The following is a 26,152-nucleotide window of genomic DNA, read 5'->3' as shown; positions in this document are numbered from 1 at the left end:
GCGTCGTGCCCCGTCGACATTGCCCATCGAGTAGCGGTCCGACCCCCAGTACCCGCCGTGCTGGTCGATGACGACCACAGTGCGGTCGTCGGGTGCGAGCGCGCTGAGGGTCTTCACTAGCTCGTCCGAATGAACCGGGAGAACCTTGAACTCGATGTCGGGGTACCACCTCGCGCGCACCTGTGCGAAGCGCTCGTACCTGCTGATGGCGGCGGTCCACAGCTCGCGCTCGTCGTCATCGAGAGGGCCGTCGGCGGGGTGGACGAGCACGATGACGCGGTCGATCTTCCTGGGGTCGGTCACGGGCCGAAGCGTAACGGTCATCACGCCGCCCGATGCCAGAAGACCTCGCCGTAGGACCGGCTCGACGCGTCCAGCGCTGCGAGCTCGGCATTCCAGTCGAGCCACGTCGCGCCCTGCTGGTCGCACGCGATGACCTGACCGCGCCGGGCCCGAACCCACCGCGCGAGCTCGTCGTAGTCGACGTCCATCGCCGAGTGCAGGTAGCGCCCGCCGCGCGTGCGGTCCGGGCGCCCAGGGCCCACCGGCTGGTAGGGCGGGTCCACGAACCACGTCGCCTCCACGTCAGGGGCCAGCGTGTAGTCCCCGTGCACCACCTCGAAGTGACGGCACTCGTCGACGACTGCGGCTACGTGACGCATCATCGGCTCGAACCGCGCCGCCATGCGCTGGGTGACCTTGAACGCGCGAGGGGTGTCGCGGGTGGTGCGCCCGGCAGCCAACGCCACCAGGAAGTCCGTGCACGTCGAGCCGACCGGCGGTGCGAGCTCGGCCTCGATCTGCGCGCGCGTGGAGGTGAGCAGACGGTCCCAGACCTCGACGATCCGCTCGTCCTTCTCCAGCAGGATGACCCGGTCCAGGGCGAGCCGGTGGTGCACCGCGTACCCGCCGGCACCCGCGAAAGGCTCCACGAGCACCCGGTGCTCCGGGGGTGGGTAGCCCGGGGCCAGGCGGCGCTTGGCGCCGTAGAACTTGAACACCTCAGCCCACCTCGTCGGTGGGCCCGCAGGCACGTCGGCTCGCATGGGCACGGGTCATGCACGCACCTATGCGAGCACGGCCCGGGGATCTTGCTCGGCCGGTGACCCACGCACAGGGCACCTGACCGACCTCAAGACAGGAGACCTCCGATGCAGAAGCTGATGCTGATCTGCTTCGCCGCCGCGCTCGCCCTGCTCGTGATGGTGTGCCTGCGGCCCGACCTGATGCTCACCGGTGCGGTCCTGGTGCCCTGGCTCGTGGTCGCCACGATCACCGTCGCGGTGGCCGTGAAGATCTCCCGCGGCCCCTCGCACTGACGTAGGCCATGACCGCTGTCGCGTGGGCCCGTCAACGAGCGGGTATGAGCACCCAGACGTTCGACGACAGCGAGCACCCGCGGGCCACCGACGGGAAGTTCGCGGCCAAGCCCGTAGCGGAGGCCTCCGGCGGGCTCGACGCACTCAGCGCCACCACCGGCCCCGACACGCGCGAGGTCCGGGTCCAGGACATCGACGGCATGACCCGCACCTCCTACCTGGACGACGACGGCAAGGACCACTCGGTCGATGACCTGCCCGCCGTCGAGTGGTCCGACGGCACCCGCGAGTGGCGACGCCACGGCGAGCTGCACCGCGAGAACGGCCCCGCGATCGAGTACCCCAACGGCGGGTACCGCTGGATGAAGGACGGCAGCGGGCACCGTATCGACGGACCGGCGCTCTCCACCCCGGACGGCTCGCGAAGCTGGGTCGTCGACGGCAAGGACGTGCCCCCGCCGACCCCCGTGCGCACCGTGGACCTGCGCACCGACGACGTGCGTGCCGCGGACCTCGTCGGCTACCAGGCCATGGTCAACGACATCTCCGGTGGCCCGTACGTCGCGACCATCGAAGCCCCCAACCCGTTCACCGGCCACCTGCCCGTCCTGCGACTGGAGGGCGGCTCCTGGACGCGCGCGAACTTCGAGATCGAGATCGTGGACTGGCCCCCGACCCGCCGCCACCCCCAGGGGACCTCGCCCGGCAACGCGACCGGCTTCGTCGGCCCCGAGGCCCGCACCACCACCGCCCAGGAGGCATGAGCATGAGCACCACGACCACGTTCGACGAGTCGCAGTTCCGCCGCGCCACCGACGGGAAGTTCGCGACCAAGCCGGTGGTTGAAGCCGCAGCCGGGATGGGCGCCCTGACCTCGCCGGCCGCAGCCCCCGCCGTCGACATCGGCAGCCGCCCGGCCCCGGTCGACATGAGCGACCTCGCCCCGAACGGTGTGGGTCCCGCCAGCCAGGTCCGCACCGCCTCCTGCGTCGAGACGCGCCACCCGAACGGCCGCACGACCCGCACCTACGCCGACCGGACCGAGACCAGCGATGCCCAGGGGCGCCTGGACAGCGTCGACGACGTCCCCTCGCGGGTGTTCGTCAGTGGCGTGCGTGCGGGCGCGAGGGAGTGGCACAAGGCGGGCGAGCTGCACCGCGAGAACGGCCCCGCGATCGAGCGCACCGGCGGGGGAGAAGCCTGGTACCTCGACGGGAAGCTGCACCGCGAGGGCGGGCCCGCCAGCACCGACAGGCACGGCAACACCTGGTGGTCGCGACACGGCGAGCTGCACCGCGAGGACGGTCCCGCCGTCGACAACCGGCAGGGCTTCGGGTTCCGCCAGTGGCGCCGCAACGACGAGCTCATCGCCCACGTCGACGACACCGACGTCACGCTCCCCGAGGGCGCGCGCGTGGGCGACGCGACCGGCTTCGTCGGTCCCCAGCTTCCCGACCAGGACTGAGCCATGGCCCACGACACCATGTTCGACGAGCACCAGCACGTCCGCGCCACCGACGGGAAGTTCGCACCCAAGGCCGTCTCGGACCCGCCCGGTGGCACCAGTGCCCTGCCCACCGCGGGTGGCGAGGAGGACTCGACCTGGCCTGGGGTCACCGACGCGGACGTCGAGGCGTTCACGCTCTCGGGGTGCGACGTCCTGGCCAACGAGCTCCACTCGCGCACCGGGTGGCCGGTCGTGCTGGTCTGCGACGGGCCGGGCGGTGGGCTCGGGTGGGTCCACGCCGGGGTGCAGGCGCCCGACGGGCGCGTCATCGACGCTGCGGGCATCCACGACAGCGACAAGTGGCTCGACGACTGGGGTGAGGCCGCGGACGCCTTCGGTGAGGACGTCGAGGACTACGACGGGGACGACGTGACGGTTCTGCCCGCCGCCGACCTCGGATGGTCCAGGCCGTGGCACGGACCTCCGTCACCCGAGGACTCCGCGGCGGCGAGCCGGGTCGCTGACCTCATCACTGCGGCCCCCGACTTCCCGGCCGCGAGCACGCACGACGACGGCGACCGGTCCGAACTGTGCCAGGAGTGCGGGCACGAGCTGAACGACAACGAGGGCTACGACGGGATGTGCGGCTCGTGCGTGGATGCCAGAACCTGCCCAGAGTGCGGGGAGATGAAGGACTCCCCGCGCGATGAGGAGTGCCCCGACTGCATGAAGGTCGAGACGGCGAACCTGCTCCACACGTGAGCCACGACGGGGCCGGTACCCACCGGCCCCGTCAACGAACAGGCATGAGCACCCACGACGAAGCCCTGCACCCGCGCGAGACCACGGGCAGGTTCGCGACCAAGCCCGTCGACGAGGTGGCCGGCGGGCTCAGCGCCCTGACCGCTGACATCGACCCGGTCAAGGCCCAGTACGTCGAGGAAGCCGCAGCGGTGGGTGTGCCGGCTGGCATGACGTACGCCCTGGAGTCCGACGACATCGAACGCCTCCTGCCGGTCCTGAGCATCACCGACGACCGTCAGACCCGGCGCGAGCGCGTCGAGTCGTACTGCACCTGCCGCGAAGCGTGGCGCACCGCCCCGCCGAACCGTGAGGGAGCCGCCGACCTGGTCGCACACTCGCGCGGCCAGCTGGAGGCCGCGATCGAACGCCGCGGACGCCTGAGCATGGCCGACGGCGAGGCCCAGATCAGCGAAGCCGAGACGGACGTCTTCCGCTCCGCCCAGCGCTGGCTGATGGCCTGCGACGACGAGCGAGCCCTGACCCCCGGCGTTACGCCCCACCACCCCTCGGCCACCGCACGGGTCACCGACCCTGCCTACCGAGGCCAGGCCATGGCCTACCCCGAGCGTTCAGACGCGGCCGGCTACGAGGTCCCGATGGTCTCCGAGCTGCGGGAACTGCTCGACTCCCAGGCCTGAGCCGGGCCCCGGCGGGGCGCATAGGTACAGGTATGACAGGCGAACCGGGACCTTCCTTGACGAGCGACCCACGTCCCGGGGTGTCAGACGAACCGACCCCCACGCCCAAGGACCACCAGATGCTCCGACCTCCTCGCCCCGCCGCGACCGGGCTGGCCTGGGACGGCAACCGACTGAACATCACGTCCGACGACGTGATGGCTCGTGTCGACCGTCCGTACCTGTCCGTCTCGACGTCGCAGGCCATGGCCGGATGCCCGGCACGGTTCGTCGCGGACAAGTCGATGCCCGAAGGCGTGGACCTGTTCTCCCCGTCGTCGCTCGGCACCGCCGCGCACACGATCCTGGAACGCCTCTACCAGCTCGGCCCCAAGCGCCGCGACCGGCGCACGGCCACCTCGATCATGCTCGGCCTGGCCCGTGAGCTGACCGAGACCTACCCCGAGGTCATGTCCGACCCGGTGACCTACCACCGCTGGTGCGAGGAGGTGTCCCACCGCTACGGCGGCATCTTCGAGATGGAGGACCCCGCCGAGGTCCAGACCCTCTACACCGAGCGCAAGTTCGACGGCGTCGAGGTCGCAGGCGTGCCCGCCATGGGGTTCATCGACCGCCAGGAGGAGATCGAGGCCCGCAACAAGGTCGGCTCCCGCGTCGTGGACTACAAGTTCGGCAAGGCCAAGAAGGCCGGTGCGTACGGTCGCGACGACCACGGCGACCAGCTGCGGATCTACGCCGAGGCCGTGCGCATCAAGGACGGCGTCCTGCCGCTGGAAGCCAAGGTCCTGTACGTCACCCACCGTCAGGCGGTGCGCGTGCCGCTGGGCCCGAAGTACATGAAGCCGACGCTGGCGAAGTTCTCCCAGGCGTGGACCGACCTGCGCACCTACGTCGACCAGGCTTCGTTCCCGACCCGCACCTCGCCGCTGTGCGGGTGGTGCCCGCTGGTCAACGCCTGCCCCGTGGCTCGCGCCGAAGGCAAGGTGGACCGGGTCGGCAACGCCCCCTCCGAGGTCGACCTCGGCATCCCGACCCTGCGCCCCATGACGAGCACGAGCATCGCGACCGGTGCTACCGGTGGCGGGTACGGCTCGACGAGCGCCCCGGAGTACGCCCCGGACCCCTACGACGAGCCGCCGGCCGACCTGTACGACGAGGTTCCCCCGGACCCTCAGGACTTCGCCGTCGCACCGGAGGTCGTCGCAGCCGCCGCGGCCTTCGCCCCCACCAGCCCCGGCGCCGGGGACATTGCCCCCGACCCGACCCACGACATGGGTGAGAGCGACGCAGGTCGCACCGCACAGCCCGATGACGATCACGACGAAGGAGAGACCATGTCCACCCAGCCCTGGCGCGAGGCCAAGCCTTGGGAGGGGTCCGTCGTCGACGGTCACCTGTCCCTGAACTCCTACGCGGCCACCGCGGTCTTCGGCACCACCGAGCTCGCGGTCGAGGCCCTGCACGACGCCGGGCAGCCGGTCAGTCCCGCCACGGTCGGCGCGCTGGCCTCCCTGTTCGCCCGCGTCATCTCCGAGGCCCAGTCCACCGTCACCGACGGCGACCGCGACTGGCAGTCCGGCGCGAACACCCGCATGCGCGGCGCGCTGCGCACCGTGATCGCGACCGTCCCCATCCCGTTCGGCGCGAGCAGCGACGACTGGAACCAGTGGTCGACCGTCGCGACCCGCCGCTGCGTGTCCATCGCGACCGTCGCGCTGAACCTGTTCAACAACGGCCCCAGCGCCGACGACGTCATGGTCCTCGCCGAGAAGACCACGCCCGTCGCGACGCCCGCCACCGTCCGGCGCATCGCCTGACCCACTGACTCTCTCCCCGTCACCGGCAGGCCAAGAGTCCTGGCGGCGGGGGGAGCGCAACTTCCTCCGCCGCCAACCCATCACCACCCGAAGGAGAACCGCCATGGCAGGAATCGAGAACGCCACCCGTACCCAGGTGGTCATTGCCGCACTGACCGCAGCTGGCCCCCAGCGTGAGGACGAGACCGGACCTCAGTGGGAGGCGCGCCAGGCCGCGCTGGCCGCGAAGTTCGCCGCCGTCATCGGCAACGACCGCCACCCCGTCGTCAAGGCCGTCGAGCAGGTCGCGGGGGAGAACACCAAGATCTTCACGGCCTCGGTCGTCTCGATCGTCAAGGAGGAGTCGTCCAAGCGAGGGCTCGTCACCCTGCACACCGGCACCGAGCGTTCGGACGACGGCACCGAGACGGTCCGCACCGAGCGCACCGACAACCCGATCGGCCTGGCGATGGCCAAGCAGATCCGCACGCTCGTCGGTCACGACGTCGTGGTGTGGGTCGAGGTCGAGACCATGGCCAACGGCAACAAGGCCCGGGTCCTGCGCCACGTGGAGGACCGCGGGGAGACCAAGGCTGCCGCGTAGCCCACCGCACGAACAGCGCCCCGCCCGCAGATCACCGCGGCGGGGCGCTCGTCGTGCACCTGGTGCCCGGTTCTTCGCATAGGTACCAGGTAGCCGTACCGGACCTACCCAGGAGAGCAACCATGGCTTTCGACACCCCCCAGTCCGACCTCCCCGACGTCGTCGACGACGAGGCGACCCAGCCCGCCGCGGGCGCCTACGGGTACGGGGCGACCAACGCACCGTTCGAGACCGACGACGGGGACGACGCTGACGAGACCGACGAGACCGATCCCGACGAGGCTGAGGACGACGGCGACGACGAGCCGGGCGACGAGGACCCGGCGACCGGCACCACAGCAACGGGCGCACGACGCCGAGCGGCGGGAGCCGGCCGTACCGTCAGCCGCGGCCTGCTGCGCCGGGTAGCGGCCAAGGCCCTCGCCCTCGCAGCCGCCGACGAGGACGACCGTGCACCACTGGCCGTCCTGCTGGGCACCACGACCGACCCGACCGAGATGACCGTCGCGATCTTCACCACCGCCCGCACCGCAGCCGCGCCCGTGGGCGACCTGCTCTCCGTGGCCGACGCGGACCCCATGGAGGCTGGCATCGCCGTGCTGTCCATGGACAAGTCCCGGGTCCGCGCCATGTGGGCCCTGGCCGAGTCGCTGGGCGTGCTGTCCGTGGCGATGCCCGCCTCGGACTCCAAGGCCGCACTGGCCCTGGCCAAGGCAGCCCAGTCCATCAGCGACACCCAGCGCGAGCGCCTGAGCCTGGTGGCCGACATGGCCCGCAGGACGGCGGCCTGACCCGTGACCCGCTGCTCGTCGTGGAAGCCCCGGCCTGACGCAGGCCCCGGGCACGACAACCATGCCCCCGGCACCTGCCGCAAGTGCTGGACGTTGTGCCGCCACAAGGTCGAGCGCGGCCAGTTCCGGTGCATGGAATGCAACCTGGCCCTGGCCCGCCACCCCTCGGGGCAGGTCCGTGCCCAGCTCGCGACCGAAGGCGAGCACGTGCCCCACGACGTGCTCGAACTGCTGGTCTGCGACCTGGACGCGACGGTGGCCCAAGCCGCCTCGCACGCCATGGCTTCACGCACGAGCAGCACCGACCTGCTCGACCTGCTCGACGCGGCGCCGTCCCACCCGGCGGCGCCGCGCCCGGCAGCACCCACCAACGAGGCACCGCCCGCAGGAACACCTGCGGCACCGAGCGAGACGAGGGAAGGCATCTGATGGCGAGCAACACCAGGACGCGAAAGCGCTCCAAGGCCTCCGCCGGTCAGGACCTGTGGGGCGACGCTGCCGAGGTCCCGCGCGCGGGCATGGCTGACGCCCTGACCCTGGCCAAGCGGCGCAAGCGCGCACGCATGATGGTCATCGTCTGGCCGCTGCTCATCCCGGTCGTGATGGCCTCGATCGTGCTGCAAGGCAACGCCGCCGAGGATGCCGGACCGGTCGCGGCAGTCGCGACCACCGACGGGCGCGCCACCGCGCAGGAGGCGCTGCTCGCATGGCTCGGGTCCGACCCGGCCCCGCTGCCAGGCGCCACCATCTTGTCGTGGGACGGCGCCAAGCCGGTGACGGTCCCGGCGCTGGACGCCACGGACACCACGACGGTCGCCTACAAGATGGAGGTCAACACCTTCACCCTGGTGGGCGGCGACGGCCAGCTCTTCAGCACCGGCGTGCAGGTCGCGTTCAACCCCGAGCTCGGGGCAACCGTCGTGGGGCTGCCCTCCCTGACACCGATCGCACCCTCCGCCTCGTCGGCCGAGTGGTCGGGCGTGAGCCTGTGGCCGGGCCTGACGACGGTGACCGCACCGAAGTCCGTCGAGGACGCCGTCACGGCGTGGGCGACCGCGTTCACCGGCGCTGACCCGGCCCAGCTGCGACTGGTCACCGGCGACCCCGCCGAGAACTTCTACATGCCCCTGCTGGGCGCCGACTCCGGCAAGGCACGCACCGTGGAGGCCGCGGCCCTCTCCGAGGTCGCCGACCTGAACCTGACCCCCGAGCAGATCGTCGTGCGGGTCGAGCTCGACGTCGTGTGGACCAGTCAGGTCACCGACGACGGGCAGGAGCAGCCCTCACCGACCCCCATCACCTACGACCTGGTCGTGCACGGGGCCAACACCGCCTCCCCGAAGATCGTCGCGTGGGGCGCTGCGGGCCTGGGGCCGACGCTGGCGCCGTTCTCGAACGCAGTCATCGGCCGCACGATCGACGTCGAGGCCCTCGAAGCCACCCGCGCCGGCGCCGATGACCCCCAGGGGACCAGCACCGGTGAGGACGCCGCGCCCGAGGGCGAGACCGACAAGGCGTCCGAGAAGGACGCGACACCCGAGAACACGACCGACGACGGCACGGGGGACTGAGCGACATGGCCAAGACCGACAAGAGCCTCGGCAAGGGGATGCTGCGCCCCACCGAACCCGCCTGGCCCACCACGATGCGCTCGCGCGACGTCAACGGACGGTGCGTGGGGACCGACAACACGGTCTGGCTGTACCGGGCCGTGCCGACCATGGCCATCGCCGAAGCCAAGACGACCGCGGACATGCTCAGCGGGGCGGGCACGCTGCTCGCACTGGCCAACGAGCTCGCCGGGATCACCCCCGCCCGCGTCGGTGGCCGAAGGACCTCGAAGTCGGCGTACCGCAACGTGCACATCCTGACCGTGAACATCCCCGTGCGGTACCGGCCCCTGCCCGGTGGTCTGGAGAACTTCCTGACCACGTCCTACCCGGCGACCCTTCAGCAGCGGCGCGTGACCCTCGTGGGCGTCCAGCTCATCCCGTCCCTGGTCAGCTCGGGGGCGTCCGGCGTGTGGGGCAAGGCCGGGTCGGCGCTCAACTCGGTCATCGACACGTTCACCTCCGGGGTCGGCACCCCGATCGAGGACTACGACCGCGACACCGAGAAGATCAGCTCGTTGATGCAGCGCGCCGGGCTCGTCACCGCCTCCGACACCGAGATGCGCCTGGCGAACTCCTGGTTCACCCTGGGCGGGGCCGCGGACGTCGTGCAGATGCACCACGCCTCGCACTCGCACGTGTTCTCCGACGACGTCGCGGTCCGGGCAGCCGACGCGGCAGGGGCCGAGGACTGCGACGGGTGGCCGTTCATCCCGGGCGAGCACGCGATCACGTTCACGTCCGTGGCCGGGTTCGACTTCGCCGGCCGCACCCCCGACGACCCGTCCGTGCTGTGGGCCGAGCAACTCATGTTCGCGGGCGCCCAGGCCATCTCCATCCGCGGCAAGATGGAGCCAGCGAAGGTCACCGGCGCCGAGCTGACCAGCCAGCGCAAGAAGAACACGAGCGACCTTCAGACGCGCATGGAGGCCGGGAAGATGACCCGCGCCGACCACGAGGAGCGCCTGGCCGCGATCGAGGAGATCGAGGCTCGCTACCAGTCCGGCGGCGGGTACCCGACCCTGACCGACGCCTCGGTGCTGGTGGCCCTGGACGGGGTCGTCTCCGACGTCGAGTCCCTGACCCGGCACACCGTGGCCGACCTCGGGGTGATGCTCTACCGCCAGCAGGCCGCGATGACCGAGATGATGCTCTGCTCCCCGGTGCGGTCCAACCCGCGCGTGCACGACCTGCCGATGGACTGCGTCGCCACCGCGGGCCTGACCAGCCTCTCCCAGGTCGGGGACCGTGACGGGGCCCTGCTCGGGTTCACCGAGCGCGACGGCCAGCCCGCGTACGTCTCGCCGTCCGCCGCCTCGGGCGCCGACGCGGCCCCGCTCCTGCTGGTGCCCGGAGCTACCGGCTCGGGCAAGTCGCTGATCGCCCAGTGGCTCACCCAACAGTGGTCGCGCCTGGGCAGCCCCCAGGTCTACATCGACCCGTCCCCGAACTCGGACCTGTCCGGTCCGGTGCTCGCCGCGGGCGGTCAGGTGTTCTCCCTGGACTCCCTCGCCGAGTCCGACGGCGTGTTCGACCCGCTGCGGTTCGCGGTCAGCCCCGAGGTCGGCATCGACATGGCCGCGTCCATGCTGATGGCGATCAACCCGTGGGGCTCGCGGCGCGAGGACTACGAGACGCCCCTGACGGCCGCGCTGGCCTACGGTGCGTCGCTGGGCGCCAAGACCATCGGCCAGGCCCTGGCCTGGGCCAAGGAGCACGGGCACGCCCCGGCGGAGATGGTCGACCGGGTCTTCGCCCTCATCAACTCCTCGCCCATGTTCCGGGCGTGCGTGGGCTTCAACCCGGACAGCCCCGGGCTGCGCGTCGCGGACGGCATCACGCTCATCCGCGTCGGCGACGCCCACCTGGACCTGCCCGAGCCTGGCGCCGCGGCCCCGACCCAGCAGCAGCGCATCGCCCTGTCGCTGGTGCGCATGATGGTCTACGGGTCCGCCACCGCGGTGGCCGGTCGGGCTGGGGTGGTCCTGCTCGACGAGGCCTGGGTGTTCCTGGGCGCAGGCCGGTCCGAGGTCGAGCGCCTGGGCCGTGTCGCACGAAAGCAGGACGTCCTGGTGTGCTTGTTCACCCAGCGCACCTCCGACGCCCTCAAGGCGAAGCTGGCCGGGTACATCTCGCGCGGGCTCATCCTGCCGATGGAGGACGAGGACGAGGCGCGCGCCGCCCTGGCCCTGTTCAAGATCGAGGCCACCCCCGAGCGGGTGGGGCGGATCACGGCCAAGGCGACCATGTCGGCGACCACGACCGAGCACGGCACCGCGCCGAACTGGAACTCGATGCGCGCCCTGATCGACCCGACGACCCGCCAGGTGCTGCGCGGAACCGTCGGGCTGTACTGCGACCTGTCCGGGCGAGCGATCCCGGTCGAGATCACCCTGCCGCCCGCCTTCGTGCGCGACGCCTCGACGAACCCCGAGGACGTGCGCCGGCGCCTGGAAGCCCAGGCCCGCAAGGCTGCCGCCGCAGCCGCGTAGCCCCCGCCGAACCGGCATCCCCGCAGGTCAGCGCGCCACAGTGCGAGCTGGCCTGCGGGCCGGGAGTTTGCCTGAACCCCGCCCCACGGGTGGGGCATGCAGACCCTCGCTCACGAAGCCCTCGCAAGCATCGACGACCAGGCGCGTCACCTCGCCCAGGAGCACCTGTCCGGGGGAATCACCGACGAGGCGGTCCGTCACCGGTTCGCCGAGCTCATCTTCACCACCCAGGTCGCCCGCGACGTGACCCGCTCGCTGCGGGCACCGTCCTGCGACTGGGAAGACATCGAGGGCGCGGTCAGCGAGACCCTGCTGCTCAAGACCTACGCCGGTGCTGGCGACGGCGGGCTCGACGTGGCCCGCATCGCCGACGGGGCGTCCCTGACCGGCTGGGCTCGCCAGCTCGGCAAGCGCATCGCCTCCTCCAAGCGCCGCGACCAGATGAACGCCAACAGCAAGTCCGCCCCGTTCGCACCCACCGGGACCCCGGGGGAGCCGACCCCGTTCGAGCACGTGAGCGTGGCCGCGGCCGGTGCCGACGAGCGACTGGACGAAGAGCACGACCAGGGCGTCCTGCTCGCCTTCCGTGAGCAGATCGCGAACGCCGTGCACGCGGCGACCCGCACCCGCACCCAGGCTCGCGCCGTGCGCACCACCTTCGACCTGCCCCAGGTCGTGGCCGACCCGAACCCGCTCACGACCTACCTTGCCCGCCAGGCCATCGAGGCCAACCCGGCCGCTGCGCTGGACTCCCTGCGCAACCGCCACACCCGCTCGTGCGACCCGCTGCTGTCCCCGATGTGGGACTCCTACAGCGAGGAGGACGGCGCGAACGTCGAGACGCTCGTGTCCCAGTGGGGCTACCAGGCCGCGGTCCTGCTCATCCAGGAAGCCGTCGTCGCCCAGGCTCGCCCCCCGGCCATCAAGGTCCGCGCCATGACCGAGGAGATCGTGTCCTGGTCGAGGTCGCTGGGCTGGTCGAGCGCCACCGCGCGCCTGGTCGAGGCCTACCTCGCGGTCGCCTGCACCCCGCTGTGCGCCGGTGACCGCCGCAAGCCCTCGCCCGAGCTCGACGAGGTCCTGGACGCCCGCCGCGCCACGGCCCTGACGTGGGACCAGGTCGTGGCCGAGCACCTGGTCGCCTACCCGACCTCGCCCGCCGGCACGACCCCCGAGCAGATCGCCGCGACCATGGACGCCCTGCTGGAGGACGCCCTGGAGCCGGAGCCGACGAACCAGGCTGTGAACGCAGCCGACCTGAACCTCGCATAGGCACTGACATGGCCACCCGCGCGAACGACGTCAAGACGAGCACCTCGAAGAACGGCCCCGCGACCGACCCCCAGGCTCAGACCCGGGCCCTGCGCCGCAGCCTGCTGCTGGGCGCGCTGGCGATCGTGATCGCACTCCTGCACCTGGCCGCGGTGACCGCGGTGGCGGTGGCCGGGGGCAGCAACGACCTGGTGACCCTCGCGATGCTCTCCCCGGGCATCATCACGATGATCCTGGTGCCGGGCGCGACCAAGCGCTGGTACCGCTGGGCTGCGCTGTGGATGCTGGTCATAGGCGGCGTCACCGCTGAGGCGGCCGCCCCGGTGCTGTTCGTGGGCACCGCGTGGATTCTGCACCTGACGTGGACCATCGAGCCGCACCGCCCGATCCGGGGCTCGCGCTGGGTCCGTGGCCTGTTCTCCCGCGCGAGCGCTCGTTCGTGAGTCAGGTCCTGGACGTCCTGACCGACGCGGTCCGCCGCACCACAGGCCTGCCGAACGCGGTCGCACGCCCCGGCCAGGTCACCTTCACCCAGGACACCTGGGACGCGATGAGCGGGTCCGGGCACGTCGCAGCCTCCGCGCCCGTCGGGCTCGGCAAGAGCTTTGCCACGGCCGTCCCGGCGATGCTGCGAGCCGCTCAGCACGGCGAACGCACCCTGATGTCGACCGAGTCGATCTCCTTGCAGACCCAGCTCATCGAGAAGGACCTGCCCGTCGTGGCCGACGCCGTCGAGGCTGCGACCGGGGTGCGCCCCCGCTTCGCCGTCTACAAGGGCTGGTCCAACACCGCCTGCTTCCAGGCCGTGGCCGCGCACGCCCTGACCCTGCTCGACGACGCCGGGGTCGCGGTGCCCGTGGCCGCGCGCCAACCCACCCCGCAGGCGCTGGACGTCCTGGCGAGGCTGCTCGCCAAGGTCCCCACCGCGGGCACCTCCCGCGAACCCAAGACGTTCGACCTCGGTCAGGGCCCGGTGCCCGGCGCCGACATGGTCGCGCTGCTGGCGTGGGCCGCTCGCGCCGCCACCAAGACCGACCCCTCCGACGCTGACCGCGGCCGGTACCCGGGCAACCTGCCCGACGGCGCCTGGGCGTCGGTGTCCGTCTCGACCGCCGAGTGCATCGGGGTCAGCCAGTGCCCGTTCGCGGACATGTGCGCCCCGGCCCGTGCCCGCACCCGCGCCGCCGAGGCCGACGTCGTGGTCACCAACCACCACATGCTCGCCGTCCAGGCCACCACCAGCGCCCCGGTGGTGATCGGCAACAAGACCCTCGGGACGTTCGAGCACGTCGTGGTCGACGAGGCGCACACCCTGCCCGGGATCGTGCGCTCAGCTGGGGCGTGCGAGATCTCCGCGCGGCGCATCGGTTCGCTGGTCGCCGGGCTGCGCTCGCTCATGGACGACGGCGACCGGGCCGTGACCCGCGCGCTGGACGACGGCGCCGTTCTGGCCGAGCAGGTCAGCGAGGTGCTGGGCCGGGCCCTGCGCGCAGTGGCCGGGCCCGGCGGGGTCGTGCGCCTGGGGGAAGAGGACGACCCGCTCGGCGGGCTCGGGCAGGCGATCTCTGGTTGGGCCGCTCAGGTGGGCGCGCTCGTCACGCCGCTGACCGAGGACCCGCACGTGCCTTCCGCGATCAAGGCTCGGCGCATGGTCGCGCGGGCCGAGTCGCTCTCGGCCGACGTGCGCACCGTGACGACCCACGCCTGGGGTGTGGCCCGCTGGGCTCAGCCCGACGAGCGCGACGCGAACCTGCCCGTGGCCAAGGCCTCGCCGGTCGACGTCGCCAGCGCCCTGTACAACACGCTGTGGACCGCGCCGGTCCCCTTCGACGAGGACGGCGCCGCGCTGGTCGACGAGCGACGCTGGGTCGGGCCGCGCATGGGCGGGGACGACCCTGACGAAGAGCTCGACGACGGTGAGTCCGAGCAGCGCTACGCCTTGTCCGTCACGGCCTGCTCGGGCACGATGCCCGCCGGGTACGGCGCGCAGGCCGGGCTGCGGGCCACCGTCAAGGACTACCCCTCGCCGTTCGCCGAGGCCTACAGCCAGTGCCTGCTCTACGTCCCCCGCGCCGCCGACGACCAGGACATCAGCGCCCTGTGCCCGTCCACGTTCGGGCGCCGCCCGCGCCTGGAGACCGGCGCCCACACCGCCTGGGCCGCAGCCAAGATCGAGGCCCTGGTCGACGCCTCGGGCGGGTCTGCGCTCATCCTGGCAGCCACCGCCAAGGCTGGGCGCGAGTACGCCCGGCGCCTGCGTGAGTCGTTCGCCGGCCGGTTCAACGTCCTGTCCCAGTGGGACGGGCGCACCGCTGGCGCGCTGGTCGCTCAGTGGCGCGCCGACACGACCTCGGTCCTGGTCGGCACCCGCTCCCTGATGACCGGCACCGACGCGCCGGGTGACACGTGCCAGCTCGTCGTGCTCGACCGCATCCCTCGGGCCGCGTCCAACCCGGTCGACGACGCCCGCGTGGAGTCCGCGATGACCCGCGCCGAGGTCGACCGGTGGGCCGCGGACCGGTGGGTGTACGTGACCGACGCGTCGCTGCTGCTGGAGCAGGCAGCCGGACGCCTGGTGCGCTCGGCCGCGGACCGTGGGGTCGTCGCCGTCCTGGACCCGCGCCTGCTGAAGGTCGGGCCCCTGTCCTACCCGGAGCCGACCCGCAAGGTCTACCTGGGAGCCCTGGCAGCGTTCACGACCCGCACCTCGGAGCTCGTCGCGGCCACCGACCACCTGGCGACCCTGGACCAGGCCCGCCGCGCCACGGCCCCCGCCCGAGCGGCGTAGGCCGTGCCCGCGAGCTCAGGGCCCGGTGCGTCGTGGCCACGAATCGGAGGACTTCCCAGGTCGGGCGTTAGAATGGTGGTACCAAATGCTCCTACGGCCAGTCCAAGCGAACAGCAGCGATCACTGGTCCTGGGGGCATTCGTGTGCAGCGACCAAGCCGCGCGGCGACCCCAGCACCGAAGGACACAGCCAGTGACCCACACGCCAGACTCGACAGGCGCTCTCCGGGCCCTGGACCGCAAGTACGAGCGCATCACGCGCAACGAGTCGCACGCGCACCTGCTGCGCACCGGCGTCCTGACGTGCATGTCCTCGATCGCGTGGGGCTGCGGGTTCTCCCGTGAACGCCGCGTCCTGGTCACCGCGGACGTCGTGCGCGCCCTGGCCCCCTCGCCGGGCGCCGCCCACCCCGCCATCACCGAGTTGCTCGACGAGCGCGCCGGCGTCCTGCTGCGAGCCGCCGCGACCTGCGCGCGCACCGTGCGCGAGCCGTACGCCCAGTTCGAGGTGAGCCTGAGCCCGGGGGAGGCCCCGACCAGCTTCACCCTGGCCGTGGAGGCCCTGGGCTCCGCGAAGGCCGTCGTCGTCGTCGGCTGGGCGGGCACCGACCCGGACGCTGCACCGCCCCTGCTCTGAACCCGGCCCCCGGCCCGCCGCATAGAAGCGGGCGTGGCTGACGACTGGGACATGAGCGCGGAACTGTCCGCGCGCGCCGCCGCGCCGACCCGCGCGAGCGCAGCACCCCCGAGCCTCGCCCCGAGCACCTCCACGGATGGCGCCGCGAGCCCCGGACCGCAAGGACCCCGCCCGACGGCGACCCTCGGACGCACCTGGGTCAACCCGGCCCTGGCCCTGCGCTTCGCGCGCGGCACCCTGTACCCCGGCACCGGCCAGCTGCTCATCGACTGGATCAAGAAGCTCCCCGGACGCCAGTGGGACCCCGAGCGCAGCCGCTGGGTCGTGACGGGCCTGGGCAAGAACCCCACCCAGATCCTGACCGCAGCCGGGTTCGACATCGACATCCGGTCCAAGGTCCGCGACCCCGAGCTCGCCACGATCGACAGCCTCGAAGATCTCCAGATGCCCCTGGCCGTGCGCGAGGGCCCCGGGACCGCCGCCGTGATCTACCCGCGCCTGATCGGCTTCGACGAGGCGTCCAAGGTCATCCCCGCGGCAGCCGAATGGGACCGGGGCCTGGGCGGGTGGCGCACCACCTGCGTCGACCTCGCCCCGCTCGGGGTGCCCCGGCGCGGGATCGTCATCGGCCAGGACATCGTCGACGTCTCGCTCAGCGAGGGCAACCGAGTGACCACCGCCGTGCACCTGCGCACCCAGGCAGCCTCGGTCGCCGCGTCGCTCGGGACGAACACCGACCCGGAGCACCTCGCGGACCTGATCGCCGAAGTCGGGGACGTCCCCGAGTGGTTCGGCGGGGGCAAGCTCAGCCCGTACGCCTACCAGCGCGCGGGAGCCATCGCCGTCGCCGCCGGGCACTCGCTGCTGGCTGATGCACCAGGGGTCGGCAAGACGCTCTCGGCCCTGGCCGCTGCCGCGATCGTCGGGGCCCGGCGCATCGTCGTCCTGTCCCCGGCCAAGGTCATCTCCTCGTGGGTGTGGCACTCCCAGACCACCGAGGTCGCGACCGGCGGGGGAGCCTGGGACGGGCAGGTCGTGCCGATCGTGGCTGGCCGCAAGGAGCCTGCGCTGCCCGACGCCGGGGTCGTGGTCCTCACCGACGCGCTCATCGCCTCGCGCCCCGCCCTGCTGGACAAGCTCGTAACGTGGGCGCCGGACGTCATGATCTACGACGAGGCGCACCGGGCCAAGCAGTGGGCGTCCAAGCGGGCCGTCGCCGCGCGCGAGCTCGCCGCCGCGACCACGGGCCTGCGCATCGCAGCCTCCGGCACGCCGATGAACTCCTCCCCGGAGGAGATGGCCTCCCAGCTCGAAGTCACCGGCCACCTCGGACCCGTCTTCGGAGGCCACAGCAACTTCCTGGAGACCTACTGTCGCAAGAACCACTTCGGGGCCTGGGTGGCACGCAAGTCCGAGCTCGGGCGCCTCAAGGCTGCCCTGGACGAGCACGTGTGGGTGCGCCGCAACAAGTCCGACGTCCTGCGCGACCTGCCCGCCAAGGCCCGGTTCCCGATGCTCATCGACGTGCCCCTGACCGAGTTCCGCAAGGCCCACACCGCGGTGCTCGACAAGATCGACCTGTGGCTCCAAACACTGCCCGAGACCCTCGACTCCACCAACCCCGAGGACGTCGAGACGGTCGAGGAGTGGGCTCGCGACCAGATCGGGCTCATGTCACCCCTGCGGGTGGCAGCCGGGCTGGCGAAGGTCCCGGCCGCAGCGGAGTACATCGGGGACTGGGTGGCCCGCGAAGGAACCCACGACCCGGCGACCGGCGAGCTCTGCATCGACCGGCCCCTGATCGTCTGGGCCCACCACCAGGACGTCGCGACCGCGATGATCGAGGCAGCCCAGGAGGCCGTCACCGACGCGAGCCTGGTGCGCTCCATCGTGGGCGGCACCCCGCAGAAGGTGGCCGACGCCGCCGTCGCCGACTTCCAGGCCGGGAAGGTCGCGGTCATCGTCCTGTCGATCACTGCCGCCGGCGTCGGGCTAACCCTGACCCGATCCTCGGACGTCCTGTTCGTCGAGACGACGTACGTCAACGCGGAGATCACCCAGGCCGAGGATCGCGCTCACCGCATCGGTACCAAGCGCTCGGTGACCATCCAGACGATGATCGCCCCCGGCACCCTCGACGAGCGCATCCAAGCCGTCCTCGGGTCGAAGTCGGACGTCCTGGACCAGGTCATGACCGGGGGCGACAACCGGGCCGCGGTCCTGGACGCGAGCAACATCGAGATGGACTCCCCGGCGCAGATCATCTCGACCCTGGCGTGGGAGGCCGTCGCTCGCTCCAGCAAGGCCCGCCGGCGCAGCCCCCAGAAGATGGCCGCGTGAGCTCCCACCGACCCGGCGGTGGCTAGTCCGATTCGAGGTAGTTGCTCACGTACGTGTCGGCGTCCATCCCGAGCGTCTCGGCGAGCTGTCGGTCACGGTAGGTCAGCCCGGGGTGGTCGTCGCCGTAGAAGTCCCGCTGGGTCTGGCGCCGGGAGTGGGGTGCGGTAGTCCGGTCTCCGGAGGTGCTGAGTGGTGGTGGCACGTGCGGTCGCGGCTGCCGTCGCTCCCATTCCCATCCCTTGCGCTGCCGCTCGGCAAACGCACGGTGCCAGAAGTGGGCCACGACCAGGACCAGCCCGACCCAGGCGAAGAGCGCGAAGGAAAGGACCATCGCCCAGCTCTCGGCCATGTTCATGGTCCCGAGCGGCGTGATGATCGCGCCTACGACCGTAGCCGCGACGGACGTCACCAGGGTCAACCAGCCGACTATCGACCTGAACTCACGGCGCCCCTCGGCCAGGGTCGGTGCTGATGTTACGAGCCTCTGACGTGCCACGACCCCACCCCTTCGTCTGTCCACCCATCGCTGGCCCGAAGCCTAGCGCCGGTGCCCTGCGCGGGGCAGGAACCTACCGCCGTGACGCGCTGGGCGCAGCGGCCAGGTCCCGGTCGACCTGCGCCATGACGGCCCGGCACTCGACCACGTCCTCCGGGGTCCCTGACAGCTCCACCTCGAACAGGATCGGGCGCCCCGACGTCCGGGCGATCAGGCGCGCCGCGGACTGATAGTGCGAGCCGAAGCTGCGGTTGCCGGCCCCGATGATCCCGACCATCAGTCGGCGGTTGACCGGGTCGGACAGGAAGCGGCGCACCGGCTCGGGGAGCGTGTCGTTGTCCGGGTTCCCCGTCTTGTACGACGGCGTGAGCAGCACCCACGGACCGGTGGCCCCTCCGGCGCGCACCCGGCGGTCGGCGAGGTCGAGCACGGGCCGCTCCAGGTTCTGCGCGAACAGGCGCGTCTGCCCGCTGGAGGAGGAGTAGAAGAAGATCGGCGTCTGGTCCGCCGGGGTCGCGTCGTCCATGCCCGCACCTATGCGACCAGGCTCGGCACCTTTCCCGGCCGCCGCCCCACGGACGAGGCAGAGACCCTCAACCTAGGAGCAGGCCATGGCCACCCAGCACCCGATCCCCGCCTGGATCTTCGTCGGCGCGATCGTCCACCGCCTCTCGGGCCGTGAGTCGGTTCCCTCACGCCACGTCGTCACCAAGATCACCGCGACGCAGGTCGTCCTGGACAGCGACCTGCGCTTTCGCCTGAACACCCTGGACGTCGACGGGCGCCTGGTCCGCAACACCGTCAGCGAGTGGATGCCCAGCGAGCTCCTGTGCTCGGGCGAGGACCCCAAGGTGGTTGCGGCCTACGCCCGCCAGCGCGTCCAGAGCGCCCAGTTCCGCGCTGACACCGCCTACGACACGCTGCGCCGCACCCGCACCGCCGAAGCCGGGCGCGAGGTCATCGCCGCGATCGAGACCTGGATCGAGCTCCTGCCCTCGCAGGACTGATCGAGCAGGAGCCGCCGGTCGATTGTGCCCGTGACCTGGGCGTTCTCCTCCTGCATAGACACCGGTTGTGACCGACCCCGACCGAACGAAGGAAGTGCATCCGCATGGCTAACGCGCGCCCCACGGCCACCCGCCGCCCCGCCCCGATCATCCACGCGTGGGTCATGATCGTGGCGCACCTCGGCACGATGTTCCTCATCGCCGCGTCGTTCATCCTCAGCTTCGACGCCCTGACCGACCTCGCTGTGCGGGCAGGGATCAACCCTCACCTGGGGTTCTTGTGGCCGCTGATCGTCGACGGCCTCATCGTCGTGTCGAGCGTCGCGATCATCGCCCTCGTCGACCACCCCCGGCACGTCACCTTCTTCCCCTGGATGCTGCTCTTCGCCGGTGCCGGGACGTCGATCGCCGCCAACGCGACCCACGCGATCCTGGTCGCGTCCGAGGCCGGGGACGGGTTCCCTCTGGAGGTCTCCGCGCTGGTCGCCTCGGTGCCGCCGCTGGTGCTGCTCGCCGTGACGCACCTGCTCGTCATCCTGATGCGCCTGGGCCGTCCGAGCGAACCGGCGAAGGCTCCGGCCCGCGCGCGTCAGGCCACCAAGAAGGCCGCGGCACCCAAGCCTGCGCCCGTGACAACCAAGGTGCCCGCGCGTGCCGTCGAGGTCGCTCCCGTGGACGCGGTGCCGGCCCCCGCGCCGACCCCGGAGCAGCCGGTCATCGAGCCTGAGGTGGTCGTCGAGTCGGCGCCAGAGGCTGAGGTCGTTGCCGAGGAAGCGGTCGAGCCCGAGGCTGCCCCGGTCGACCTGAGCGACGTCGTCGAGGCGACCGTCCCGGACGTCGAGCCCGAGCCCGAGCCTGAGCCTGAGGTCGCCGCGGCCAAGGAGCACGAGCGCGAGCCCATCCCGGCCTGACCCTCAGCGATGGCGTCGCGTCCGGCTACGGCCACAGGGCGCGGCGCCATCGCCATGCCCAGCGCCGGTCCGGTGCCAGGCGCATAGGCGCGTGCATGGACACGCCCTACGAAGACCTGCTGCGCCACGTGCTGAACAGCGGCACGACGAAGTCCGACCGCACCGGGACCGGCACCCGTTCAGTGTTCGGCGCCCAGATGCGCTTCGACCTCAGCCAGGGCTTCCCGCTGGTCACCACCAAGCGCGTGCACCTGAAGTCGGTCGTCTACGAGCTGCTGTGGTTCCTGCGCGGGGAGACGAACGTGCGCTGGCTCCAGGAGCACGGGGTGAAGATCTGGGACGAGTGGGCGGGCGCCGACGGTGAGCTCGGCCCGGTCTACGGCTCCCAGTGGCGGTCGTGGCCCACGCCCGAGGGCGGGCACATCGACCAGATCGCCCGCGTCGTCGACCAGATCCGCCAGAACCCCGACTCGCGCCGGCACATCGTCTCGGCGTGGAACGTCGCCCAGGTCGAGGACATGGCGCTGCCGCCGTGCCACGCGCTGTTCCAGTTCTACGTCGCCGACGGACGCCTCTCGTGCCAGCTCTACCAGCGCAGCGCCGACCTGTTCCTCGGCGTGCCGTTCAACGTCGCGTCCTACGCCCTGCTCACCCACATGGTCGCCGCCCAGGCCGGGCTCCAGGTCGGAGACTTCGTGTGGACCGGCGGGGACTGCCACATCTACGACAACCACCTCCAGCAGGTGCGCGAGCAGCTGGGGCGCGACCCGTACCCCGCCCCCACGCTGCACCTGGCCGAGCGCGCGTCGATCTTCGACTACGCGTACGAGGACGTCCAGATCACCGGCTACCAGCACCACCCGGCGATCAAGGCACCCGTGGCGGTCTGAGCCCGTGAGCTCACAACGCCAGGACTCGCCGGGGCTCCTGCGAGGGACGAACCCGCATAGGGGCAGGTGATGAGCAAGGAACCCGCCACCTTCTTCACCCCCGACGAGGCTGACCCCCTCCTCGCTGCGGTGTCGATCGCGCTCGCCCTGATGAAGGTCGCCAAGGTCGACCGCTGGGAGCAGATGGCGCAGATCGAGCCCGGCCTGGTCGCGATCTCCAGTGAGCAGCAGCACCTGCTGGCCGCGGCCGGGAACGTCCTGGGGTACCTGCGTCGCAACCCCACCGTCACCGTCGCCAAGTGCCCCCGGTGCGGCCTGATCTCCTTCGTCGCCTCCTCCGTCCCGGCCAAGTGCACCCTGACCCGGGGCTGTACCGGAGGGCGCGCGGTCAAGGCCACCGAAGCCTCCCGCCGGCCCGTGCCCAAGGCCCCGCGCAAGACCCGGACCACGGCCCCCAAGGCCCCGGCCGTCCAGCCCCAGACCCTCGACGAGGCCGTGCAGGGTTGAGCCCGGTGCGTTCTGCGCATCAGGGCAGGTAGTGCGGGACTTTCCGCGCCCCCGGCCCCACGGAGTGGTCATGCGCCAACGGATCTTCTCGACCCTCTTCGCCCTGCTCGCGATCTTCATCGTCATGAACGTGACGGGCATCTGGCCCCAGTTCTACGACGGCCTGCGCCAGGGCGTCGACTACGCGACCTCGCAGGAGGGCCGCGACCTGTTCGAGTCAGACCTGGAGAACGCTGGGGAGGTCCCCGGCGCGCAGGCCCCAGCGCCCAGCGCCCCGGTCGGCGCCGATCACCTCGCCGCGCGCGCCACCCTGGAGACCCTGACCGTCAAGGGCAAGGCAGCCAAGACCGGGTACACCCGCGAGCAGTTCGGGCCCGCCTGGTCCGACGTCGACCGCAACGGCTGCGACACGCGCAACGACATCCTGGCCCGCGACCTGGTCGACGAGACGTTCAAGCCCGGGACGAACGACTGCGTGGTCCTGACCGGCACCCTGCCCTACGAGCCGTACAAGGGCGGGACCAACGTCGCCTTCGAGCGCGGCAGCAAGGACAACGGCCTGGACGCCGAGCACATCGTGGCCCTGGGCAACGCGTGGATCTCCGGCGCCCAGCAGCTCGACCAGGCCACCCGGACCGCGTTCGCCAACGACCCCCTGAACCTGGTCATGGTCGACCCCGGCCAGAACCGCGCCAAGGGCGACCGCAACGCCGCCGAGTGGCTGCCGAAGAACACCGCCTACCGGTGCGACTACGTCTCGCGTCAGATCGAGGTCAAGGCGAAGTACTCCCTCGCCGTCACCCAGCCTGAGAAGGACGCCATGACCAAGGTCCTCGACTCCTGCCAGTGACCTCCTGCCCGGCCGCGGGCATAGGTACGGCCATGAGCCGGATGGAAGCGACACCGTGGGGGCTGAGCAAGCACAGCCGCAGCCTCAAGGGCGGGGAACTGCGCGTCGAGCACCGAGCCTTCCCCGTGGACGTCACCCCGCAGGAGGCGTCGGCGTTCATCGCCCGCGCGATCTGGGACGACTCCCCGGCCTCGCTGGTCGCCCGCCTGACCCCGGTCCTGGGCGCAGGCCTGCTCGGTGCAGCCATCGCCGACCAGGCGCGAGCACGCCGCCGGGCCCCGTGGGCGATCCTCGGCGTAGGTGCGGGCGCACTGCTCGGTCACGCCCTGTACGCCGTGCTCGCCCCGGACCTGCCCGCCGCGACACGCAGGCGCATCGACGCCGAGTCGATCGGGTTCAGCGCGTCCCTGACGAGCCTGACCCAGGCCTGCCAGGACGACGACGAGACCTGCCAGGAGACGGGGCGCCGCGACTTCGCCCGCGCCGTCATGAACCTCCTGACCGCCGCCCAGCGCATCACCGAACTGGGCGACCTGCCCGACACAGCCCGCTTGCTCGCGCACATGTGGGTGCGCCGGTACATCGAGACCGAGCGGTCCCAGGCCGAACCCCAGGGCGAGCTCGCACAGCGCGTGGCCGACGAGCTCGGGCGCCTGACCGAGGCCAACGCCAGGCCCTGAGCACGACCCCGAGCAGGCCCTGCGTGCGGCCGGTCACGGGCAGCGTCCGCGGCTCGCGCCCCCCGTCAACGAACGGGCATGAGCACTCACGCATTCAACGAGCACAGCCATCCCCGCGACGGCGCGGGCAAGTTCTCCGAGAAGCCGGTCGACGAAGCAACCGGCGGGCTCACCGCCTTGACGCCCGACGACGGCGGCGACCACCCGCTCTCCGGCCACGAGCTCCTCGACGAAGCCCGTAGCGCCGTGAACCGCGTGCGCAGAGGCCGCAACCAGTCGATGCACGTGCGCGACCTTGACGACGACATGGTCTCCGACGTCGTGGAGGTGTGCCTGCGACGTCAGGCCCGCGGCCAGGAAACTCACGCCGGGTACGTCTACGTCGTGGCCCGTAACCTGCTCAGCCGTGACCGCAACATGCACTCCTCGCAGGCCCGCGCGCTGCGGATGCTCTCGGGGCAGGTCGCCGAGGCAGAGCAGGCGCAGGGACACGAGGCCAGCCCGGCCCAGGTCGTCGCGTTCGCCGAGAAGATCCTCGCCGAGTGGCCCGCCGACCAGCGCAAGCCCAGCACCGACTTCTACCGCATCGCAAAGGTCGTCTCCCTCGACGCCCAGGTCGAGAGCGGCACCGCCATGGTCGACATGATCGAGGACCGCGCCGGCGCCTACCGCCCGACCCACCTCGACGACGGCACAGGGGAGGAGCCCACGAACGACGCCGGGGTGTACGACCTCCTGGACCGTCACGAGCGCGCCGTCGGCAAGGCCGAGCACATGGCGATCAAGCGTGACGCCTGGGACGCGATGGCCGACCTGACCGGCGCCCCGAAGGTCACCGGCTCCCTGACCAAGCACCACGTCACCGCCGCCCGGACGATCATCGTGCGCCACCCCGACGGGCCCGACGCCGGGATCAAGGCAGCGATGTCGACGTGGGACTCCGGCGAGCAGGACCAGTACACCGATGCGCTCTTCACCCCGTTCGGCACCAAGGACATCGACGAGCGCCAGGCCATCGTCGACCAGCTGCGCACCGCCGGTCCGCACGCGGCCGACCTGTGGTCCGGAGCCCTGGCCGCAGCCAACGCCCGCCACCAGGCCGTCGCAGCCTGAGAGACGGGGCGGACCGACCCTCCGCCCCGTCCACGACGTCGCCTGCGCGCCGGCAGCCGGGGGGACGTTTCTGCGGGCACGCCCCACAGGTAGGGCATGGACGCCGACCCGACCAACCCCGCGACCGACCCGCTGGCCGAGCTCATCAAGGGCGCGCACAGCATCACCTTCACCCAGGCTGACGGCACCGACCTGACGTTCGGCTGCCTGTGCACCCTGGGTGCCGACCACGCAGAGCCCGTCGAGGGCGAGCCGGCGGCTGTCGACTTCGAGCGGGCCGTCCGCGCCGAGGCGACCCGCAGGTACCGGCGCCCGCGCATGCAGGTGGGCACCGCGAGCGACCGCGAGGAGGTCGCGTTCGTGGAGGGGGCGATGTGGGCACGTGCCCTGCCCCCGCGCCAGGTCGTGGCCGAGGCGATCGACCCGGTGGCGTTCAGCGACTGGTCCGGCGCGCACGACCCGCGCGACCAGGAGCAGCAGCAGCGACGCCAGGACGCCTACCTGGCCGCAGACCGCGTCCTGGTCGCAACCGCTCAGCCGTCAGGAGGCAAGCCATGAGTGCCAAGTACGTCCGCACCCGCTACGCCGTCGACTACAAGGTCGGCGAGCGGATGACCCTGCACGACCACGCCGCGTGCCCCGCGCCCGACACCGGCCGCTGCGCCGAGACGTCCCACGACCGCCACGGCGTGCTCGTCAGCTTCCCCCAGCAGTACCTGGGGGTCCGCTTCGACGGCGAGAAGCGCACCAGCCGCTGCCACCCGACGTGGCGTATCTCGCGGCAGGCCGCACCCAAGACCCCGGGGACCGACGATGGCCGGTGAGCCCTTGACGGGGACGGCCCCCGTGAGCGCTCTGGACGCCCTGCTCGGGATCGACCCGAACGAACCGCTCGACGCCCTCGCCGGACGGCTCGTGGACTCCGACCACCAGCTCGTGGAGTCGTTGCGTGCCCGACGGATCTCGATAGGGCTCAGCGTCTTGGAGGTCGCCGCGCGCATGGGCATCAGCGAAGCCGACGCCAGGACGATCGAGACCCGCGGCGGGGACCTGGCCGGGCTGCGCCGCTACGCGCTCTCGGTCGGGGTGCACGTCGAGCACGTGGTCACGGTCGTGATCGAGGAACCGCACGAGGGGGACGTTGAGCCCTGATCGCCCCAC

Annotated in this window: 29 protein-coding genes; 26 read left to right on the top strand and 3 right to left on the bottom strand. The window is 71.7% G+C overall.

Annotation, left to right across the window (positions count from 1 at the left end; genetic code table 11):
* Positions 1-323 precede the first annotated feature (323 nt).
* Positions 324-1,001, bottom strand: a complete 678-nt coding sequence (locus ACFWGN_RS15100; RefSeq protein ID WP_068624032.1) for a hypothetical protein — start codon at positions 999-1,001, stop codon at positions 324-326.
* Between the two features lie 150 nt (positions 1,002-1,151).
* On the opposite strand from ACFWGN_RS15100, the gene ACFWGN_RS15095 reads away from it, so the two are divergent.
* The 16 genes from ACFWGN_RS15095 to ACFWGN_RS15020 all read left to right on the top strand — a co-directional run bounded on the left by ACFWGN_RS15095 (position 1,152) and on the right by ACFWGN_RS15020 (position 18,537).
* Positions 1,152-1,319, top strand: a complete 168-nt coding sequence (locus tag ACFWGN_RS15095) for a hypothetical protein (protein ID WP_169834168.1) — start codon at positions 1,152-1,154, stop codon at positions 1,317-1,319.
* 44 nt (positions 1,320-1,363) lie between these two features.
* Positions 1,364-2,083, top strand: a complete 720-nt coding sequence (locus ACFWGN_RS15090; protein WP_377617873.1) for a hypothetical protein — start codon at positions 1,364-1,366, stop codon at positions 2,081-2,083.
* A 2-nt stretch (positions 2,084-2,085) separates the two neighbouring features.
* The gene (locus ACFWGN_RS15085) at positions 2,086-2,784 is read left to right on the top strand and encodes a hypothetical protein (RefSeq protein WP_377617872.1); all 699 of its coding nucleotides are present in this window, start codon (positions 2,086-2,088) and stop codon (positions 2,782-2,784) included.
* Between the two features lie 3 nt (positions 2,785-2,787).
* Positions 2,788-3,528, top strand: a complete 741-nt coding sequence (locus ACFWGN_RS15080; RefSeq protein ID WP_377617870.1) for a hypothetical protein — start codon at positions 2,788-2,790, stop codon at positions 3,526-3,528.
* A 44-nt stretch (positions 3,529-3,572) separates the two neighbouring features.
* Positions 3,573-4,208, top strand: coding sequence for a hypothetical protein (locus ACFWGN_RS15075; protein WP_377617868.1), 636 nt, complete (start codon positions 3,573-3,575; stop codon positions 4,206-4,208).
* 119 nt (positions 4,209-4,327) lie between these two features.
* On the top strand, positions 4,328-6,025 hold the full coding sequence (locus ACFWGN_RS15070) for a RecB family exonuclease (protein ID WP_377617866.1): 1,698 nt from the start codon (positions 4,328-4,330) through the stop codon (positions 6,023-6,025).
* 103 nt (positions 6,026-6,128) lie between these two features.
* Positions 6,129-6,608 carry a hypothetical protein gene (locus tag ACFWGN_RS15065; RefSeq protein ID WP_068624019.1) on the top strand — a complete coding sequence of 160 codons (480 nt, stop codon included), beginning with the start codon at positions 6,129-6,131 and terminating at the stop codon, positions 6,606-6,608.
* 122 nt (positions 6,609-6,730) lie between these two features.
* Positions 6,731-7,399, top strand: a complete 669-nt coding sequence (locus tag ACFWGN_RS15060) for a hypothetical protein (protein ID WP_377617864.1) — start codon at positions 6,731-6,733, stop codon at positions 7,397-7,399.
* 132 nt (positions 7,400-7,531) lie between these two features.
* A complete protein-coding gene (locus tag ACFWGN_RS15055; protein ID WP_377617863.1) occupies positions 7,532-7,828 on the top strand; it encodes a hypothetical protein in 297 nt (98 codons plus the stop codon).
* On the top strand, positions 7,828-8,970 hold the full coding sequence (locus ACFWGN_RS15050) for a hypothetical protein (protein WP_377617861.1): 1,143 nt from the start codon (positions 7,828-7,830) through the stop codon (positions 8,968-8,970). The genes ACFWGN_RS15055 and ACFWGN_RS15050 overlap by 1 nt, the downstream gene beginning before the upstream one ends.
* 5 nt (positions 8,971-8,975) lie before the next feature.
* Complete coding sequence (locus tag ACFWGN_RS15045) at positions 8,976-11,501, top strand: ATP-binding protein (protein ID WP_377617859.1); 2,526 nt, start codon at positions 8,976-8,978, stop codon at positions 11,499-11,501.
* 96 nt (positions 11,502-11,597) lie between these two features.
* Positions 11,598-12,773 (top strand): hypothetical protein, encoded by a 1,176-nt coding sequence (locus ACFWGN_RS15040; protein WP_377617857.1) that lies wholly within the window; start codon positions 11,598-11,600, stop codon positions 12,771-12,773.
* 8 nt (positions 12,774-12,781) lie between these two features.
* Complete coding sequence (locus tag ACFWGN_RS15035) at positions 12,782-13,216, top strand: hypothetical protein (RefSeq protein WP_377617856.1); 435 nt, start codon at positions 12,782-12,784, stop codon at positions 13,214-13,216.
* Entirely contained in the window at positions 13,213-15,561 is a 2,349-nt protein-coding gene (locus ACFWGN_RS15030; protein WP_377617854.1) for an ATP-dependent DNA helicase, read from the top strand. The genes ACFWGN_RS15035 and ACFWGN_RS15030 overlap by 4 nt, the downstream gene beginning before the upstream one ends.
* Positions 15,562-15,753: 192 nt before the next feature.
* Complete coding sequence (locus ACFWGN_RS15025) at positions 15,754-16,197, top strand: hypothetical protein (RefSeq protein ID WP_377617852.1); 444 nt, start codon at positions 15,754-15,756, stop codon at positions 16,195-16,197.
* A gap of 33 nt (positions 16,198-16,230) precedes the next feature.
* Positions 16,231-18,537 carry an SNF2-related protein gene (locus tag ACFWGN_RS15020; RefSeq protein WP_377617851.1) on the top strand — a complete coding sequence of 769 codons (2,307 nt, stop codon included), beginning with the start codon at positions 16,231-16,233 and terminating at the stop codon, positions 18,535-18,537.
* A gap of 22 nt (positions 18,538-18,559) precedes the next feature.
* Here the strand turns inward: ACFWGN_RS15020 and ACFWGN_RS15015 are convergent, their stop codons facing one another.
* Positions 18,560-19,033 (bottom strand): hypothetical protein, encoded by a 474-nt coding sequence (locus tag ACFWGN_RS15015; RefSeq protein WP_377617850.1) that lies wholly within the window; start codon positions 19,031-19,033, stop codon positions 18,560-18,562.
* Positions 19,034-19,106: 73 nt separating this feature from the next.
* Entirely contained in the window at positions 19,107-19,559 is a 453-nt protein-coding gene (locus ACFWGN_RS15010) for a ribonucleotide reductase stimulatory protein (protein WP_377617849.1), read from the bottom strand.
* An 85-nt stretch (positions 19,560-19,644) separates the two neighbouring features.
* On the opposite strand from ACFWGN_RS15010, the gene ACFWGN_RS15005 reads away from it, so the two are divergent.
* The 10 genes from ACFWGN_RS15005 (at position 19,645) to ACFWGN_RS14960 (ending at position 26,143) form a co-directional block, all read left to right on the top strand.
* Positions 19,645-20,040, top strand: coding sequence for a hypothetical protein (locus ACFWGN_RS15005; RefSeq protein WP_377617848.1), 396 nt, complete (start codon positions 19,645-19,647; stop codon positions 20,038-20,040).
* Positions 20,041-20,144: 104 nt separating this feature from the next.
* On the top strand, positions 20,145-20,951 hold the full coding sequence (locus ACFWGN_RS15000) for a DUF2637 domain-containing protein (RefSeq protein WP_377617846.1): 807 nt from the start codon (positions 20,145-20,147) through the stop codon (positions 20,949-20,951).
* Between the two features lie 95 nt (positions 20,952-21,046).
* Entirely contained in the window at positions 21,047-21,841 is a 795-nt protein-coding gene (locus ACFWGN_RS14995) for a thymidylate synthase (protein WP_377617845.1), read from the top strand.
* A gap of 69 nt (positions 21,842-21,910) precedes the next feature.
* On the top strand, positions 21,911-22,348 hold the full coding sequence (locus ACFWGN_RS14990) for a hypothetical protein (RefSeq protein WP_377617843.1): 438 nt from the start codon (positions 21,911-21,913) through the stop codon (positions 22,346-22,348).
* Between the two features lie 70 nt (positions 22,349-22,418).
* Entirely contained in the window at positions 22,419-23,198 is a 780-nt protein-coding gene (locus ACFWGN_RS14985) for an HNH endonuclease family protein (RefSeq protein ID WP_377617841.1), read from the top strand.
* 32 nt (positions 23,199-23,230) lie between these two features.
* Positions 23,231-23,878: a hypothetical protein gene (locus ACFWGN_RS14980; RefSeq protein WP_377617839.1), complete on the top strand. Its 648-nt coding sequence runs from the start codon at positions 23,231-23,233 to the stop codon at positions 23,876-23,878.
* Between the two features lie 78 nt (positions 23,879-23,956).
* Positions 23,957-24,991: a hypothetical protein gene (locus ACFWGN_RS14975; RefSeq protein WP_377617838.1), complete on the top strand. Its 1,035-nt coding sequence runs from the start codon at positions 23,957-23,959 to the stop codon at positions 24,989-24,991.
* 96 nt (positions 24,992-25,087) lie between these two features.
* Positions 25,088-25,549, top strand: a complete 462-nt coding sequence (locus tag ACFWGN_RS14970) for a hypothetical protein (RefSeq protein WP_377617836.1) — start codon at positions 25,088-25,090, stop codon at positions 25,547-25,549.
* A complete protein-coding gene (locus ACFWGN_RS14965; RefSeq protein WP_377617834.1) occupies positions 25,546-25,815 on the top strand; it encodes a hypothetical protein in 270 nt (89 codons plus the stop codon). The genes ACFWGN_RS14970 and ACFWGN_RS14965 overlap by 4 nt, the downstream gene beginning before the upstream one ends.
* Positions 25,816-25,837: 22 nt before the next feature.
* Positions 25,838-26,143: a helix-turn-helix domain-containing protein gene (locus ACFWGN_RS14960; protein WP_377617832.1), complete on the top strand. Its 306-nt coding sequence runs from the start codon at positions 25,838-25,840 to the stop codon at positions 26,141-26,143.
* Positions 26,144-26,152: the final 9 nt, after the last annotated feature.

The organism is Oerskovia sp. NPDC060338 (assembly GCF_042726295.1).
In the GTDB taxonomy this organism is placed as follows: domain Bacteria; phylum Actinomycetota; class Actinomycetes; order Actinomycetales; family Cellulomonadaceae; genus Oerskovia; species Oerskovia merdavium.
This window is presented reverse-complemented; position numbering and strand designations above follow the sequence as displayed.

What these genes read in the sequence shown, in the direction of transcription:
- ACFWGN_RS15065 (WP_068624019.1), top strand. Translation starts at nt 6,129, where the DNA reads ATGGCAGGAATCGAGAACGCCACCCGTACCCAGGTGGTCATTGCCGCA.
- ACFWGN_RS15005 (WP_377617848.1), top strand. Translation starts at nt 19,645, where the DNA reads ATGGCCACCCAGCACCCGATCCCCGCCTGGATCTTCGTCGGCGCGATC.
- ACFWGN_RS15095 (WP_169834168.1), top strand. Translation starts at nt 1,152, where the DNA reads ATGCAGAAGCTGATGCTGATCTGCTTCGCCGCCGCGCTCGCCCTGCTC.
- ACFWGN_RS14985 (WP_377617841.1), top strand. Translation starts at nt 22,419, where the DNA reads ATGCGCCAACGGATCTTCTCGACCCTCTTCGCCCTGCTCGCGATCTTC.
- ACFWGN_RS14980 (WP_377617839.1), top strand. Translation starts at nt 23,231, where the DNA reads ATGAGCCGGATGGAAGCGACACCGTGGGGGCTGAGCAAGCACAGCCGC.
- ACFWGN_RS14975 (WP_377617838.1), top strand. Translation starts at nt 23,957, where the DNA reads ATGAGCACTCACGCATTCAACGAGCACAGCCATCCCCGCGACGGCGCG.
- ACFWGN_RS14995 (WP_377617845.1), top strand. Translation starts at nt 21,047, where the DNA reads ATGGACACGCCCTACGAAGACCTGCTGCGCCACGTGCTGAACAGCGGC.
- ACFWGN_RS15050 (WP_377617861.1), top strand. Translation starts at nt 7,828, where the DNA reads ATGGCGAGCAACACCAGGACGCGAAAGCGCTCCAAGGCCTCCGCCGGT.
- ACFWGN_RS14970 (WP_377617836.1), top strand. Translation starts at nt 25,088, where the DNA reads ATGGACGCCGACCCGACCAACCCCGCGACCGACCCGCTGGCCGAGCTC.
- ACFWGN_RS15055 (WP_377617863.1), top strand. Translation starts at nt 7,532, where the DNA reads ATGGAATGCAACCTGGCCCTGGCCCGCCACCCCTCGGGGCAGGTCCGT.
- ACFWGN_RS15085 (WP_377617872.1), top strand. Translation starts at nt 2,086, where the DNA reads ATGAGCACCACGACCACGTTCGACGAGTCGCAGTTCCGCCGCGCCACC.
- ACFWGN_RS15080 (WP_377617870.1), top strand. Translation starts at nt 2,788, where the DNA reads ATGGCCCACGACACCATGTTCGACGAGCACCAGCACGTCCGCGCCACC.
- ACFWGN_RS14990 (WP_377617843.1), top strand. Translation starts at nt 21,911, where the DNA reads ATGAGCAAGGAACCCGCCACCTTCTTCACCCCCGACGAGGCTGACCCC.
- ACFWGN_RS15075 (WP_377617868.1), top strand. Translation starts at nt 3,573, where the DNA reads ATGAGCACCCACGACGAAGCCCTGCACCCGCGCGAGACCACGGGCAGG.
- ACFWGN_RS15060 (WP_377617864.1), top strand. Translation starts at nt 6,731, where the DNA reads ATGGCTTTCGACACCCCCCAGTCCGACCTCCCCGACGTCGTCGACGAC.
- ACFWGN_RS15010 (WP_377617849.1), bottom strand. Translation starts at nt 19,559, where the DNA reads ATGGACGACGCGACCCCGGCGGACCAGACGCCGATCTTCTTCTACTCC.
- ACFWGN_RS15035 (WP_377617856.1), top strand. Translation starts at nt 12,782, where the DNA reads ATGGCCACCCGCGCGAACGACGTCAAGACGAGCACCTCGAAGAACGGC.
- ACFWGN_RS15090 (WP_377617873.1), top strand. Translation starts at nt 1,364, where the DNA reads ATGAGCACCCAGACGTTCGACGACAGCGAGCACCCGCGGGCCACCGAC.
- ACFWGN_RS15045 (WP_377617859.1), top strand. Translation starts at nt 8,976, where the DNA reads ATGGCCAAGACCGACAAGAGCCTCGGCAAGGGGATGCTGCGCCCCACC.
- ACFWGN_RS15070 (WP_377617866.1), top strand. Translation starts at nt 4,328, where the DNA reads ATGCTCCGACCTCCTCGCCCCGCCGCGACCGGGCTGGCCTGGGACGGC.
- ACFWGN_RS15000 (WP_377617846.1), top strand. Translation starts at nt 20,145, where the DNA reads ATGGCTAACGCGCGCCCCACGGCCACCCGCCGCCCCGCCCCGATCATC.
- ACFWGN_RS14965 (WP_377617834.1), top strand. Translation starts at nt 25,546, where the DNA reads ATGAGTGCCAAGTACGTCCGCACCCGCTACGCCGTCGACTACAAGGTC.
- ACFWGN_RS15040 (WP_377617857.1), top strand. Translation starts at nt 11,598, where the DNA reads ATGCAGACCCTCGCTCACGAAGCCCTCGCAAGCATCGACGACCAGGCG.